The 13,411-nt window shown below is 59.0% G+C and carries 9 protein-coding genes and 1 rRNA gene; 6 read left to right on the top strand and 4 right to left on the bottom strand.

Annotation, left to right across the window (positions count from 1 at the left end; translation table 11 throughout):
* Positions 1–57: 57 nt before the first annotated feature.
* A complete protein-coding gene (locus tag ACIOVB_RS02895) occupies positions 58–396 on the top strand; it encodes a hypothetical protein (protein ID WP_038369138.1) in 339 nt (112 codons plus the stop codon).
* Between the two features lie 127 nt (positions 397–523).
* Here the strand turns inward: ACIOVB_RS02895 and lapD are convergent, their stop codons facing one another.
* The gene (gene lapD / locus ACIOVB_RS02890; RefSeq protein ID WP_401264651.1) at positions 524–2,470 is read right to left on the bottom strand and encodes a cyclic di-GMP receptor LapD; all 1,947 of its coding nucleotides are present in this window, start codon (positions 2,468–2,470) and stop codon (positions 524–526) included.
* Between the two features lie 14 nt (positions 2,471–2,484).
* Positions 2,485–3,177 (bottom strand): cysteine protease LapG, encoded by a 693-nt coding sequence (gene lapG, locus ACIOVB_RS02885; RefSeq protein ID WP_187680324.1) that lies wholly within the window; start codon positions 3,175–3,177, stop codon positions 2,485–2,487.
* Positions 3,178–3,375: 198 nt separating this feature from the next.
* Here lapG and ACIOVB_RS02880 point away from each other — a divergent pair, with 198 nt between their 5' ends.
* The 5 genes from ACIOVB_RS02880 (at position 3,376) to ACIOVB_RS02860 (ending at position 10,443) form a co-directional block, all read left to right on the top strand.
* On the top strand, positions 3,376–4,086 hold the full coding sequence (locus ACIOVB_RS02880; RefSeq protein ID WP_401264649.1) for a GntR family transcriptional regulator: 711 nt from the start codon (positions 3,376–3,378) through the stop codon (positions 4,084–4,086).
* Positions 4,087–4,847: 761 nt separating this feature from the next.
* Positions 4,848–5,621: a DUF3050 domain-containing protein gene (locus tag ACIOVB_RS02875; protein WP_401264646.1), complete on the top strand. Its 774-nt coding sequence runs from the start codon at positions 4,848–4,850 to the stop codon at positions 5,619–5,621.
* Entirely contained in the window at positions 5,618–6,547 is a 930-nt protein-coding gene (locus tag ACIOVB_RS02870) for a diiron oxygenase (protein ID WP_401264644.1), read from the top strand. Before ACIOVB_RS02875 ends, ACIOVB_RS02870 begins: the two co-directional genes overlap by 4 nt.
* Positions 6,548–6,557: 10 nt before the next feature.
* The gene (locus ACIOVB_RS02865) at positions 6,558–9,953 is read left to right on the top strand and encodes a non-ribosomal peptide synthetase (protein ID WP_401264641.1); all 3,396 of its coding nucleotides are present in this window, start codon (positions 6,558–6,560) and stop codon (positions 9,951–9,953) included.
* A 22-nt stretch (positions 9,954–9,975) separates the two neighbouring features.
* Positions 9,976–10,443: an SRPBCC family protein gene (locus ACIOVB_RS02860; protein ID WP_401264638.1), complete on the top strand. Its 468-nt coding sequence runs from the start codon at positions 9,976–9,978 to the stop codon at positions 10,441–10,443.
* Between the two features lie 153 nt (positions 10,444–10,596).
* On the opposite strand, the gene ACIOVB_RS02855 is transcribed toward ACIOVB_RS02860, so the two are convergent.
* Both ACIOVB_RS02855 and rrf read right to left on the bottom strand, forming a co-directional pair.
* Positions 10,597–12,477 (bottom strand): methyl-accepting chemotaxis protein, encoded by a 1,881-nt coding sequence (locus ACIOVB_RS02855; protein WP_401264635.1) that lies wholly within the window; start codon positions 12,475–12,477, stop codon positions 10,597–10,599.
* 648 nt (positions 12,478–13,125) lie between these two features.
* Positions 13,126–13,241, bottom strand: a 5S ribosomal RNA gene (gene rrf, locus ACIOVB_RS02850).
* Positions 13,242–13,411 lie beyond the last annotated feature (170 nt).

Below are 13,411 nucleotides of genomic sequence, written 5' to 3'. Positions count from 1 at the left end.
GCGCAGTTGGCTATGCTGCTGACAGCATGACGCTGGTTCATTTCCGAGGGATGCTCAATGTTTTACGTGCAACGCGATGCGCAAGGCCAGTTGATTCGCGTGGAAGCCGCGGCGTACGCCGAGGCCACGGAAACGCTGCCGGCCGATCACCATGAAATCCAGGCGTGGTACGCCAACGAAGCCGTGGAAAACAGCCTCAAACAGCTCAAGCAGAGCGACTTTGAAATGATTCGGGTACTCGACGACCTGATTCAGGTGCTGACCCAGAAAGGCGTGATCCGCGTCACCGACCTGCCACCAGCGGCGCAGGCCAAATTGATGGATCGGACCCAGGCGCGGGAAGCGTTGGGTGGGTTGAGCCAGCTCATTGATGAAGATGAAGGCGGCTTGATCTGACCCGGGACCTTGGGTGACTGGACTGACCCTTTCGCGAGCAGGCTCGCTCCCACATTGGAATGCATTTCAAATGTGGGAGCGAGCCTGCTCGCGAAGGCGGCATCACTGACACCACCGCACTAAAAGATTACTTCCAGGGCTTGGGCTCACCGAACAACTGTCCCTGAACCCCATACAGGCCCATCTCGCGAATCACCGACAACTCCCCTTCCGTTTCGACCCGTTCGGCAATCAACGGCAGATCAATGCTGTGCGCCGCACGCTGGATCGCTTCGATGAACAGACGCTTGTCGCTCTCCTGATCAATCGCACGGATGTAGCTGCCATCGATCTTCAAGTACGCCAGCCCCAGCCGCGCCAGGTTGCCGATCATGCTGAAGCGCCCGCCGAAGCGCTGCAGGCTCAGCGAGAAACCAAGTTCACGCAGACGCCGGGTCAACTGCTCCAGCACCGCTTGTTCCGGCAATTGCTCTTCGCCGATTTCCAGGGTCAGGCGTTCGCCGAGATTGGAATGCGCACGCAGGATCTCGAACACTTTATTCAGTGCCTGCGGATCGGCAAGGGTTGCCGAGGACAGGTTCAGCGCCAGCGAATCTTCATGCTCTTTCATCTGCTCCAGCACGCGTTCGAGCATCAAGCGATCCAGTCGCGCGGTCCAGCCAAAGCGTTCCAGCCACGGCAGGAAACGCCCGGCGGGAATGGTCTGGCCCTGATCATCGAGCAAGCGCGACAACACCTTGTAATGCAGCACCAGTTGCGTGTCCTGAGCGGCCACCACCGGCTGGAAATACAGTTCAAAACGCTGCTGACTCAACGCCTGATCGAGCAAGCGATGCCAGGCGTGGTGATCGTCGCCGACATCCGCCGTGAGGCTTTGATCAATGCACGCCCAATTCTGCTCGCCCTGCCCTTCAGCTTGCGCCAGCGCCTGATCGCCGAGCGTCAGCACCGCTTGCGGCGAGTCGCCGTGAACGAATGGCGCCAGGCCGATAGAGGCCACCGCCGGCACATCTGTCGCGCCCGTGGCGTGCAGACTGCTCAGCGCACTGTCGAGGTTCTGCGCCAGTTGCAGCGCTTCCTCGCGCACCAGCCCGGGCGCCAGCACGGCGAATTCACCGCCGCGAATACGGGTAACGAGGTTCTGGGTTTCCGGGTATTTGGCGCATTCGCGGGACAGTTGCTCGCCGACCGCTTTCAGCAGTTCGTCGGTGCGCTGACCGCCAAGCCGCTGGTTGAGCCCGGCCAGATCCTTGACCCGCAACAGCAGCAGGTAACCGGAACTGGCCTGCTCCGGATTGCTCACCCGATTGTTCAGCTGCATTTCGAAATAGCGCCGGTTGGCCAAACCGGTGAGGTTGTCCTGATAGGATTCGGCGCGCAGTTTTTCACTGCGCTCGGCCTGCTCCTGAAACAGCGCCTTGAGCTTCTCGACCATCTGATTCATGGCCAGCACCACACGCCGCAACTCCGGCGTGCGCGGCAGCTCCGGCAGGCTGAGGAATTCGCGACGGGCGATGGCGTGGGACTGCTTGACCATGTAATCCAGCGGCTTCAACTGCCGGCGCAGCAGCAACGCACCGAGGACGGCACTCAGCGCGCCGCAGATCAGCAACCAGCCAAGACTGCCCAAAGCGCTCTGCCACAATTTGGCCACGGCAAACATCGGATGGCTGACCACCTCGACCCGCGCCGCCTGTTCCCAGCCACGGCTGACCAGCGCATCGCCACCAGCCGGTTCCAGACCGATCAGGTTGACGAACCAGTCCGGCACATTAGTGACCGCCGGAATGCCACTGCGCTCGACGATGGTCTGGTCGGTCTTCAGATCGACCACGCGGATGCTCGCGTAATAACCACTGTCAAAAATCGAACTGACCAGCAGCTCGACCATCGCCGGGTCGTCGATATTCGGCGTCAGCGACAACGCCAGCGCCGTGGCGGCGTCCTGGGCGTGGGAGCGCAACTGATTGACGTACTGGGTGCGAGAGCTCTCCAGACTGACCATGAAGCTGCCGGTGAAGGCGACCACCAGGAACAGACAGATAGCGATCAACAGCTGTTTGAACAAAGACATCTGAGCGCGTGCTCCTAGTTAATCGACTCGACCGGAAAACCTTCGGCCTGCATTTTTTTCAACACATCCTGCCAGCGCGACAGGCGTTTAGTGTCTCCGACCTTTTTGTTGCCTTTGGCACCCGGCAGATACAGACCTTCTGCATTGAAAGAGTAGACCGGCAGCAAATCGGTTCGCTGGGCCGCCGGCTGGATCGGATCGATCAGACTGTCGAGCACCAATGGCATGGCATCGGGAGTGGCATAGTACGTCAGCACCATGTGCGCGCGGTTCTGGCGCAGGGCCTTGACGTAGGTGATGCGCAGCTTGTCACTGGATACCCCGAGATGGCGCAGGCTGAAATACTTGGCGATCGCATAGTCTTCGCAGTCGCCGGCACCTTTCCACAAGGCTTCGATAGGGGTTTCCCAATAGTCGACCTCGTGCCACAGGTCGATATCCTCGACGTAACGCACCTGCTTGTTGAAAAACAGGTTAACCACTTTGAGCTTTTCCATCTCGCCGACCTGTTTCTGCGTGGCCAGCAGATTTTGCCACGCATCGATTCGCTGCTGCCCGGCGCCCAGTGGTCCATAAAGTGCTGTAGCTTTGCGACTGATCGCGGAAAAATCCCAATCGGCATGCAGACCGCCCAGCATGACGCCGGCCAGCAACAGTGCGCAGCCTAGCCAGCGCAGAGTCCGGGGGATCGCGAAACATACCGCCACAGCAGGTTTCCAGAGGCAGGAAGGAAGGAAAGCGTTTGATGGTGAAGCTTAGCCCGGTAAAAAACAATGGCACCATGAGATCATCGCGACCGCGCTAAACTGATGAAGGCACTGAACCGTTACACGGTTTGACAACCTGTAGAGCAATCACTAGTGTCCTTTGGATCCAAATCAAGCCGACATACAGGGTGCGTAGTCGTGACACAGAAGCCCAAACCGCTGCACAGCATCAAAGTCGACGGGCCGATTCCCGCACACTTGGCTCGGTCCGTCATCGAAGAAACCTTGCGCGCCGCCATCCTTGATGGGCGTTTGCCATGCGGCACAGCGTTGCGCCAGCAGGATCTGGCCGATCTGTTCGGGGTCAGTCGCATGCCCGTGCGCGAAGCCTTGCGCCAGCTCGAAGCGCAGGAATTGTTAAGCGTCACCACGCACAAAGGCGCCGTGGTTGCGCCGCTGATCCAGGGCGATGCCACGGAAACCTACGAGTTGCGGATCCTGCTAGAGTCCGAAGCCATGCGTCAGTCCATTCCGCGACTGACCGCTGCCGATCACGCACAGGCAGCGAGTTATATCGAAGAGCTCGAGGCCCAACACGATTACACGGAAATCGGCCGGCTAAACCGCTTGTTCCACATGGCGCTGTACAAAAAGGCACCCAACCAGCGTCTGCTGCGGCTGGTCGAAGAGGGTCTCAACGAGGAGGAGCGTTTCCTGCGCTTCAATCTCGAAGCCATGGGCCTGGGCAAGCTGTCCCAAGAGGACCACCGCGCGATGCTGCAAGCGGTCATCGAGCGTGATGTCGAACACTCGATCACATTGCTCGAACAACACCTCAACCGCGGCGTTGAGGTCATCACCCGCTATCTCGCCAGCCCTGCCGCCCAAAGCCGCAAAGCCGCGCGCTGAAACTTCCACGCCGGGATCAGACCACTGCGTCCGCCCGGCGAATAACCCACTTACAAATCCCCCGTTCCCCGGCCACGAATCCACTGGCATATCCACATCTTCGCTCTAACCTCCCTGCGCCAATCAGCCCGATATTTGCACCCTTCTCGGTGATGAATCGGTAATAGCCGTGGCGGCCATTTACCCTCACTCTTGAACGGCCAAACCAATAAAGAACGGGCGACGCACCGCACCGTCGGCGCAGTCCCCGCAACAGGAACCTACGGAAGGAGCCTTGTCACGGGAAAAGGAAAGAATCGGCGTCGTTCCGGGCCAACTTTCATCCCCTCAAATAACTTCATTCTCATTATTAAAAAGCTGCTTCGAGTGAGGCATTCACTCTGTTTATTCGATTTTGGTCTTTATTGACTGAAAGGAGCAACTTCGCCCCAATAAAACTTATTCAAATAGTTTTATCGGTGATTCTCATACTTGAAAAACACACAACTAAAAATAATTGAAAATATACTTGTTAAGTTGTTTTGCGATGTATTAGCTTTTCTCCGACCCGGCGTACCACGCTTGGTTCATAAAGACACTCGATCAAGGCCATACCGGCCAAGGCATCAAGCCAACAGCACTTTCACGGCACTAATAGCAAAATTTTCATCGACTCGAATGAGGCTTTAGCTCGACCAAAAAACATACACGCCGTTGTTATCCGTTATTGCGCAATTGAATGAGCGACTCCCACTATTCCAACAACTGTGAGGCCAACCAAGATGCCAACTAAAGAACAACTCGCCCTGAAAAAATCCGAACTCAGCATTCACCCGATCTTCGCTGAAATCGATTCCTTGGCGGTTTTGCGCCGTTTCATGGAAACCCATGTGTTTGCCGTCTGGGATTTCATGTCGCTGACCAAACGCTTGCAACAGGAACTGACCTGTACTCGTCTGCCCTGGTTGCCGCCGCGTGATCCGCATGCCGCCCGCCTGATCAACGAGATTGTCCTCGGTGAGGAATCCGACAACCGTTTGAGCCACGGTCATTACAGCCATTTCGAGCTGTACCTGGATGCGATGCGCGAAGTCGGTGCGAGCACCTCGGCCGTGGAACGCTTCGTCGCGCTGCAACAGGAAGGCGTGAGCTATGACGTGGCACTGCAAAGCGTCGAGGTCGATCCCGCCGCCGCGCAGTTTGTCCGCGACACTCTGCGCATTGCCCTGCATGCACCGGGGCACAGCGTGGCCGCTGCGTTTCTGCATGGCCGCGAAAGTGTGATCCCGACCATGTTCCAGCGAATTCTGGACGACTGGGGCATCGGCATCGAACAGGCGCCGACCTTTCGCTACTACCTGGAGCGGCACATCGAGGTCGACTCCGAGGATCACGGCCCGGCGGCAGAGCATTTGCTTGAGCGACTGGTCGATGGCGACCCGCAGCGCGAAGCCGAGGTCTACGCCAGCGCCATCGCCGCCGTCGAAAGCCGCATCGCCCTGTGGGACGGCCTGCGCGTGAGCATGCGCGAACCCTTGACGGAGGTGGCCCAATGAACGCCGCCGACTATCAATCGTTCGCCGATGCCTGGGAAAGTCGCGCGACTATTCGCACTCGCCCGCGCCGCGTGCTGGAAAACGACGAGCGCCTGATCTATCCGCTCAGTCGACAACCGCTGGTGCTCAGCGAAACCTTTCTGCGCGAGTGCCCGCAGCAACGTGATTTCGCTCTGGTGCAGACGCTGTACAAGTTCATCAACGATGTGGTGATTTTCGAGACCGAAATCGTCGACAAAACCGCGCGCAGCATCGCCAAGAACCGCTTCGCCGTCGCGTTTCCTTTCGCTTGCCGTTATGACGCGATGACCGTCGTGGTCGATGAGGATTACCACGCCCTGGTGGCGATGGATTTCATGCAGCAAACGGTGGCCATGACCGGCATCGCGCCGATCGAATTGCCCGATGAAATCGAGTTGAGCCGGGCGATCCCCGCCGCCGTGGCACTGGCGCCGCAACACCTGCGCAGCGCGGTGGAGCTGATCTGCGTGGCCATCGCCGAGAACACCGTGACCGGCGACGTCGCAGCGTTCGCCCGGGACGATACGGTCAAGCCATCGATCAAGGGCCTGATGGCCGACCACCTGCTCGACGAGGGCCGCCACTCCAGTTTCTGGGCGCGGATGGTGCGCATCTATTGGCACACCGCCAGCGACGCAGATCGCGCCACCATCGCGCAGATCCTGCCGGTGTTCATCGGCCATTACCTGACCAACGACATCCAGAAAGCCTTCGACCTGCGACTGATCGATGCCCTCCCGGTCAACGAGGCCACACGGCGTTCGCTCCGGGACGAAATCGCCGGCCTGGCCTTCCCGATCAATCGCCATCACCCGTTGGTGGGCAACATCGTCAAGTTCTTCCACAACAGCTCGCTGCTCGACACGCCATGCGTGCAGCACGCCCTGCGCGACTACCTGGTTTGAGGAGGCCGACATGAAACGTCTCGACATTTTGCTGATGGGCGCCAGCCAGGCCATGACCGACCTGGCGCAGGAACTTGAACAACACGGGCATACATTGACGCGCAGTGGCGCGGCGAAATCGACGATGGATTTGATCATCGACGATGGCTTCATTGCCGCCGGCGATTTCTGCGCAATCCCACACCTGCATCTGCGTTTAGGTATCGGTGCGCAGAGCGTTGCAGGTTTGCCGACACTCGATCTGCTGTGTTTCCTCGGCTCGTCGCTGATCAGCCGAGTGCCCATTGGCGATGAGCCGTCCGGCAACGGTCAGGCACTGCGACAAAGGGTGCTGACGCAGCTGGTGGACGAGGTTTCATTGCTGGTCAGCCGCTACTCCCGCGACACGGACTACTTCCAACAGGCCGCAACGGTGACTGCGCCGGATTTCGAACGGATGGAAAACCTGCTGTTCCTCGACAGCCTGGCCTACGTCCATCGCCTCAACGCCACGGCGAATCCGGCGCTGCTGCAACAGGCACAAATCCCGCTGATCGAGCGCTTGCAACAGAGCCTGATCAATCACCCCGAGCGACCAGCGCTGCACCTCGCCGAACAGACGATCAGCTATCGCCAGTTACACGCCCATAGCCGGGCGATTCAACAGCGTTTGCAGCCCCTGCTCGACCAGCATCCACAACCGTGGGTGGTCGGCATCTGCCTGCCGAAAAGCCCTGCGCTGTTCGCCTCGATTCTGGCGATTCTCGGCAGCGGCGCGGTGTACTTGCCACTGGAGCCGAGCCATCCCTTGCAGCGCCAGCAATACATCCTGGAGAACGCCGGCGCCTTGCTGTTGCTGCATGACGGTGAACATCCGCTGAGCGAGAGGATGCCGGGGCTGAATGTCAGCCGTATCGACAGCCTCCACGCCGACCTCTCGCAACCGTTGATGCGCCAGCGCCCCGAACTCGATGCGCCGTGCATGGCGCTCTACACCTCGGGCACCACCGGACACCCGAAGGGTGTGCTGCTCAGTCAAGCGAACCTCGCGCACTTTACTGCGTGGTACGCCGACTACACGCAAATGCAGGCCGAGAGTCGGGTTTTGCAGTTCTCTTCGCTGAGTTTCGACTCGTCGCTGATCGACATCTTCCCGACCCTGCTCATGGGCGCCGAACTGGTGGTGCCCGATGACACGCAACGGCGCGATCCGCTGCAACTGGTCGCACTGATCCGCCGCCGACAATTGACCCACGCCTTCCTGCCGCCAGCACTGTTGAGCATCCTGCCGCTGGAGCAACTGCAAGGCGTGCAACAGGTGATGACCGGCGGTGATGTCTGCGAGCCATTCGTCATCGAGCAACTCACGCGTCAGGGCAAACTGCACAACCTCTACGGTCCCACCGAAGCCACGGTGCTGATCACCGCCCGGCAACTCAAACCCGGCGACAGCAACCGCACCCTCGGCGCGCCGATCGCCAACAGCCAGGTGCTGATTCTCGATGATGATCTGCAACCGGTGATCGAGCAGACCGTGGGCGAACTTTTCATCGTCGGCCCCGGTGTCTGCCTCGGTTACCTGAACAATCCGCAGCAGACCGCCGAGCGCTATCTGACCTTGGAGCTACCGGACGGCCAGCAGTTGCGCGCTTACCGCAGCGGCGACATGGCCAAGTGGGGCGAGCACGGCATCGAGCTGTGCGGCCGGCGCGACAATCAGGTGAAGATCCGCGGTTTCCGGGTCGAGCCGGAAGAGATCGAGCGCTGTCTGCGCGAGAGCCAGTTGTACCGACAAATCGCTGTGGTGATCGACAGTCAGCGGCGGATTCTGGCGTTCCTCGCCCAGCCTCAATCAGACGACGCTCGCGATGCCCTGAAGGCCCACGCGCAGCAATTTCTGCCGGACTACATGCAGCCGGTGGCGTGGACCGAACTGCCGAACATGCCGTTCGCCAGCAATGGCAAGGTCGACCGCAAAGCGCTGCTGGAACTGCCGGTGAACGTGCAGGACAGCGGCCCGAAATGCCTGCCGGCCAATGAAGACGAAGCACTGCTGCTGGAGATCTGGGCCGAGTTGCTGGAATTGCCGACCAGCGACATTTCCACCGACGAGAGTTTCTTCAATCTCGGTGGCCATTCGATTCTGTTGTCGCGGATGTTGCTGCGCTTGCGTGAAGAGTTCGGCCGCAGCATCTCGATCAATCGCTTCATCGAACTGCCGACTCTCATCAAACTCGCCACGCTGGTGCGCGGCACCGATGACAGCGCCGTGCTCAGCGCCCAGGCCATGGCCGATGCTGAGCGGGCGCTGGATATCGAACCGCTGCCGATAAGCCGTATGGGCGATGTGCACAAGGTGATCGTCACCGGTGCCAACAGTTTTGTCGGTGTGCATATCGTCGAGGCGCTGCTCGGTTGGGGCGCCAGCGAAGTGGCCTGCCTGGTGCGCGACGGTGCCGAACAAACAGCGGCGCAGCGCTTTGCTCAGGCATTGCGCGAGAACCGCCTCGAGCATCTGGACCTGAGTCGGGTGCGGGTTTACGCGGCGGATATTGCGCGTCCGCAATTGGGCCTGAGCGACGTGGATTATCAGCGGCTGGATCAACAGTTCGGCGCACTGGTGCACAACGCTGCCAACGTCAATCACGTGCTCGATTACGAGTCACTGGCGGCGGACAACGTCGAGCCGATTTTCGAACTGCTGCGCCTCTGCGAAGGGAGCAGCAAAAAGGTCTTCAATTTCGTCTCGACGCTATCGGCTTCAAGCACGGTCGATGACGCGGGCCGGGTGCTGGAACTGCCCGCCGCGCCTACGCCGCCGATCTACATTCGCAACGGCTACAACCTGTCGAAATGGGTCGGTGAACGCATCCTTGAACGGGCGCGAACGCTTGGGGTACGAGTCAATCTGTACCGCCCCGGCAACATCAGTTTCAACAGCCTCAGTGGCGTCTGCCAGCCACATAAAAACCGCTTGATGCTGATGCTCAAAGGCTCGATCCAGCTCGGGCAGGTGCCGGCCTTCGCGCTGAACTTCGACCTGATGCCGGTGGACTTCCTTGCGCGATTCATCGCCTTCCACGCCAGCCGTTATTCGGCGCAGCGCTCGGTGTTCAACCTGCACAACCCCGAGCCGTTGAGCTGGGACGCCTACGTCGCCTCGTTTCGCGATACCGGCAGCGAGTTCTCGCTGGTCAGCGTCGCCGACTGGCAGCAGCAACTGGGGCGAGTCGATGCCGACAACGCGCTGTTCGGCGTGCTCGGTTTCTACCTCAACGGCTTCGAGGAAGACATCGGCGACATCTCCCTGATCGGCCACGCCAATGCCGAGGCCGGCGTCCAGCAGATGGGCGCGCACTACCCGGAAAAATCCCCGGCGCTGCTGCGTCGTGGCTGCGATTACCTGAAAGAAATCAATTTCATCTAGTTCATCAAAAAGGAGCAACACCATGAGCACTCTGCAACCCGACACCCTGATCAAGAACCCTCACGGCTGCCACGTTGTGTCTTCGGTAGAAGTGCCGACAGACGCCGCGCAAGTCTGGGCAGTGGTCGGCAACTTCGGCGGTTTCGATCAATTCATCCCGGCGCTGTCGCACATTGAATTGACCGGCGAGGGCGTGTCCTCGCTGCGCAAGAAATGCTTCAAGGACGGCAACGTGGTGGTCGAGCAACTCAACTCCCGCGATGAGCAGGCGCGGAGCATGACCTGGACAACGATCTACAACACCTTGGGTGTGGCCAATCTGTGGGCGGCGATGAATGTGGAGTCGTTGGGTGCGGGGAAGTCGCGGGCGACCTGGACGATCATTGCCGAGCCTGCCAGCGGTGGGGCCGAGGCGCTGCCGGGGTTCAAGGATTTTGTGCAGGGGTTTGCGGATGATGCGATGGGGAATGTTTTGAAGCTGTTTGTTTAAGGCTTTGGTTTGGCGGTGACTGAGCTACCGCTACCGCTATCGCTGGCAAGCCAGCTCCCACAGAGTCCAAGTCGTTCACACATTTCGTGTTCGCCAAGAATCCTGTGGGAGCGGGCTTGCCCGCGATGAACGATAACGCGGTCTGACTTCAGGTCAGATTTTGAAACTGTCGACCAACTGCTTCAGGCGGTTGGCCTGCTGCGACAACGCATCACAATCCTTCAACGTTTCGTTGAGGTTGGCCACACTCTGCTGGTTCAACAGGTTGATCTGGTTAACGTCGACGTTGAGGGTTTCCACCACCGCGGTCTGCTCTTCAGTGGCGGCCGCTACCGACTGGTTCATACCGTCGATTTCGCCGATGCGCTGGGTCACGCTGACCAGGCGCAAACCGGCCTGGTTGGCCACTTCAACGCTCTGCTCGCTGGACGCCTGACTGGCGTTCATGGTGGTCACCGCTTCACGCGAACCGACCTGCAACGAAGTGATCATCTTGTGGATCTCTTCCGCCGACTCCTGGGTGCGATGGGCAAGGTTACGCACCTCGTCCGCCACCACCGCAAAGCCACGCCCGGCTTCACCGGCACGTGCCGCTTCGATGGCGGCGTTGAGCGCCAACAGGTTGGTCTGCTGCGAGATGCCTTTGATCACATCGAGGATGTGTCCGATGTTGTCGGTGCTGGCATTCAGGGTTTCGATCTGCGTGCACGACAGGCTGATCTTCTGCGACAACTCGGTCATTGCCAGTATGGTTTGCTCAACCACTTGGCGACCGTCATCGGCCTGCTCGCTCGCGCCGCTGGCGTGCTGCGAAGCATCGGCGGCGTTGCGGGCGATTTCCTGAGTGGCGGCGCCCAGTTCGTTGATCGCCGCGGCCACGCTGTTGGTGCGCGCACTCTGTTCGTCCGAACCGACGATGGAAGCGTTGGACGACGCCATCACCCGTTGCGACAGGTCATGAACCTGACGGGTTGCCGAAGACACTTCAGAAATCGACGCGTGAATCCGTTCAACGAATTGGTTGAACGAGCTGCCCAGTTCGCCGAATTCGTCTTTGCTTTCTACGACCAGACGACGAGTCAGATCGCCCTCGCCCTGAGCGATGTCCTGCATCGCGCGGCCCATGGTGGTCAGCGGACGCATCAACACGTTGATCAACAGGCTCAACAGCAGCGCAATTGCGCCCACCGCAACGAACATGGCAATCAGCGCCGAAGTACGGAATTGGCTGAGTGCGGCGTAGGCTTTATCGCGATCGATCGACAGACCGATGTACCACTGAGCATTCGGCAAATCGCTGACCGGGGTGAACGACAGGATGCGTTCCTGGCCGTTGAGCAGCACGTTCTGGTTGCCCTTCTCGATGCGTACGCTGGAGTTCGGATAGATGTCCTTCAGGTTCTTCATCACCTGATCTTTGTCCGGGCTGACGATCACCTGACCATCGGCACTAACCAGGAACGCATGGCCGAGGCCACCGAAGTCCACCGAGTTGATGATCTTTACCAGGGTTTCCAGGCTCAGGTCACCACCGACCACACCGAGCAGTTCGCCGTTCTTCTTCACCGGCATGGCGATGGTCACCACCAGGCCACCGACCGCCGCCATGTACGGCGGCGTCAGCATGGTTTTGTCGGCGATTACCGCCTGCTTGTACCAAGGACGCTGACGTGGGTCATAGCCGTCCGGCATCTTCGCGTCAGGGCGCTGGGTGAATACACCGTTGGCCTGGCCGACGTAGGTGAACTGGAAGTTCGAGGTGAAGGCCGGTTGATCAACCAGGCCCGGGAAATCGGCGTCCTTGCCCTGATGGGCAACGTTCTGCGCAAGGTTTTCCAACACCAGAATCCGCCCGCTCATCCAGTTTTGCACACTGCTGGCGGTCAGATCACCGGCCTGCTGCACGGAGGATTGGAGGTTCTGGCGAATGGTGTTTCGCTGCAGATAGTCGTTGTAGAGCGTGAATAAAGCGAAAGCCAGGACCACGACGCCCGAGGCGGCCAACAGGATTTTATGGCTGAACTTGAGATTCATTTCATGGGACTTCTTATGCAAAAGTGGGGATGCGTTCCGGGATGCAACATTCCATGTACAGCGCAGGCAGCATTCTTCTGGCTGCTCTGATTTGGTGCACGCATGTCTCACCAGTCTGTCGGCACGAGTCGGAGAAATCTTAGGGCTGTGCGGAAAATGGATGGCATTTGCGGAAGATTCCCGCCGAACGGCGTGCTAGAGCGTTCGCCGCGTGGTGTTTTTGACTGATGCCTGGGCGCCAGTTGCACATTCTGTAAGCTTTAAGGGCAGTCTGACCATCGAGTCCTGAGTGGCGCCCTACGCGAGTCTGAATTTTTGCTACATGCGCGAAGCGCAAAGTCGCAGCAACAGCCTGCTATCAGTTCCAAGCGAATGCGTTGTGCATAAAAAAGCCAGCCCTTGAAGTTCAGGGGCTGGCTTTGTCATATCTGGGAGCAGATTTTCATGCTCGTATTCGATCATTGGTATCAGCGGACAAGTAATGTTCGCAAACTTGGATGTTTTGATTGAGGACTATCAGGGATTGGCGTCTACATCTGGTGTGCCGTATCAGCAAGGCTCGCAAAGCTGTTTGATCGTCTACTTTTAGCAAGCCTGTAAACGAGAAAACCCCTGTCTGCGCTAGCAGACAGGGGTCTCGGAATTCAATCTTGACGATGACCTACTCTCACATGGGGAAACCCCACACTACCATCGGCGATGCATCGTTTCACTGCTGAGTTCGGGATGGGATCAGGTGGTTCCAACGCTCTATGGTCGTCAAGAAATTCTGTATCTGGCGCGTCAACACGGTAACGAGCCAGCAAAAATCGGTACTTCTACTAAAACAAAACCCCAACTGCTTTCGCAATTGGGGTTTCGGAATTTAATCTTGACGATGACCTACTCTCACATGGGGAAACCCCACACTACCATCGGCGATGCATCGTTTCAC

Source organism: Pseudomonas sp. NPDC087639 (assembly GCF_044743385.1).
Classification (GTDB): Bacteria; Pseudomonadota; Gammaproteobacteria; order Pseudomonadales; family Pseudomonadaceae; genus Aquipseudomonas.
This window is presented reverse-complemented; position numbering and strand designations above follow the sequence as displayed.

Bases quoted from the DNA above. Each gene is read 5' to 3' on its own strand.
- ACIOVB_RS02860 (WP_401264638.1), top strand. From the start codon at position 9,976: ATGAGCACTCTGCAACCCGACACCCTGATCAAGAACCCTCACGGCTGC.
- ACIOVB_RS02895 (WP_038369138.1), top strand. From the start codon at position 58: ATGTTTTACGTGCAACGCGATGCGCAAGGCCAGTTGATTCGCGTGGAA.
- lapD (WP_401264651.1), bottom strand. From the start codon at position 2,470: ATGTCTTTGTTCAAACAGCTGTTGATCGCTATCTGTCTGTTCCTGGTG.
- ACIOVB_RS02870 (WP_401264644.1), top strand. From the start codon at position 5,618: ATGAACGCCGCCGACTATCAATCGTTCGCCGATGCCTGGGAAAGTCGC.
- ACIOVB_RS02875 (WP_401264646.1), top strand. From the start codon at position 4,848: ATGCCAACTAAAGAACAACTCGCCCTGAAAAAATCCGAACTCAGCATT.
- ACIOVB_RS02865 (WP_401264641.1), top strand. From the start codon at position 6,558: ATGAAACGTCTCGACATTTTGCTGATGGGCGCCAGCCAGGCCATGACC.
- ACIOVB_RS02855 (WP_401264635.1), bottom strand. From the start codon at position 12,477: ATGAATCTCAAGTTCAGCCATAAAATCCTGTTGGCCGCCTCGGGCGTC.